The following is a 1658-nucleotide window of genomic DNA, read 5'->3' on the forward strand; positions in this document are numbered from 1 at the left end:
TCGCACGTCAGCCGCATTCTGGCAAAGCTGCAGTTGGACAGCCGCACTCAGGCCGCCCTGTATGCCGTTCAAAAGGGGTATATTACCCTGCCAAAGCCGGAAAAGGGGTAAGGGTTGGTTTGGTGTAAATCCTTGCCCCACTCCCTTTGGTGTTGTTGGCTCGTTCAAACGGACGTGTTTACTTCATTCCGAGCGCAGTGAAATTGTAACGTCACTCCGAATGAAGTGACACTCACCAGTGCTGACGGGAGTCTCCCCCACCGCCAAGACAACAGCCATGCGGGAGATTGCCACGCTCGCTATCGCTCGCTCGCAATGACAACCGATGGTTGATGTCACTCCGAATGAAGTGACACTCACCATTGCTGATCAATTGCCCCCTCCTGCGCCTCCCCCAATATCGCAAAAGCGATATTGGGGGAGGTGGGTGGGGGTTCATTTTGCTGCTTTCTGGGTTTTGTGCTTATTCCGAACCGGCGTGGTAAATTGACGCAATTGGGGATAATCTTGACCTCCGTAAATATCGCCGAAGAGAAAATATCCGGCGAGATCATACAAAGATATGGACGAACCAATCCCCCGCTACATCGTTTGGAGCACAGACCAGATGGATCAAGCAGTCCCTTTCAGCGCAAGTGGCTGATCCAGCCAATTCTCCTGCACGGCAGGGCGGAAGATGTTGCCCGCCTTGATTTGAAGGAAATTGAATCCTTACTCGATCAAGTCAAATTAACGGCTTTTCTCCGCAACTTCTGGAAAGACTACCTCGAACATGTCCATGCTCAATCATAATCCTCTGGCTGGTTTGGGAATCCTTTCCCCACTGCAAAAACAATCCTTTTGAACTTAAAGTTTGTAGAACATCCTTTCTCAACCAAAATATGGAAATCGGTCTGCACCGATTTCCATATTTTTATGGAAACCGTTTCCAAAAACGGGTGGATGACTATTGCGCCGCCCGGTTGTATCCTAGGAGCGTACTCAATGATTGGAGGATTTGCATGAAACATGCTCTGGTTCAACACTGGATGACCAGCCCGGTCATCACCTGCGACCCGGCTACCCGCCTGCACGACGCGCTGCGCATCATGAACCGCCATCAGATCCGCGCCATGCCGATTGTGGAGCAGGGACGGCTGGTGGGCATCGTCACCAAGCGCGATTTGCTGCGCGCCGATGTGACCCCCGTCATCCGCGATTCGTGGGAGCAGTACCGCATGGCCGGCAACCTGACCATGGAAAAGATAATGACCACCGGCGTGATCACCACCCGCCCGGATGTACCGGCTGCCAAAGCTGCACGGGTGTTGATGGAAAACAAAATCACCGCCCTGCCGGTGCTCGACCGCCAGCAAGCCCTGGTGGGCATTCTCACCGCTTCGGATTTATTCCGCCTCATCATCGAAGAAGTACCTCTGCTCGGCGAGAGCATCCGCGTGCATGAGTACATGACTGCCGATGTGCAAACTGCCGAACCCACCACCACCCTGCTGGCAGCCCAGCGCATGATGGCGGTCAAACGCATCCGCGCCCTGCCGGTCCTCCAAAACGGGCTGTTGATTGGCATCGTCACCCGCACCGACCTGCTCAGCGCAGCCCCCTCGGTTGTGACCACCCAGGGACGGCTGGAAGTCACCGAAATGGTGCTCAACACCCCC

Annotated in this window: 2 protein-coding genes; both read left to right on the forward strand. The window is 54.6% G+C overall.

What is annotated here, in order from left to right; all coding sequences use genetic code 11:
- Nucleotides 1-507 precede the first annotated feature (507 nt).
- Nucleotides 508-792: a hypothetical protein gene (locus VAE48_RS00550; RefSeq protein ID WP_322791359.1), complete on the forward strand. Its 285-nt coding sequence runs from the start codon at nt 508-510 to the stop codon at nt 790-792.
- 209 nt (nt 793-1001) lie between these two features.
- On the forward strand, nt 1002-1658 hold a 657-nt coding region (locus tag VAE48_RS00555; protein WP_322791360.1), incomplete at its 3' end, for a CBS domain-containing protein.

Origin of the sequence: Bellilinea sp., from assembly GCF_034432615.1 — a bacterium.
Classification (GTDB): domain Bacteria; phylum Chloroflexota; class Anaerolineae; order Anaerolineales; family Anaerolineaceae; genus Bellilinea.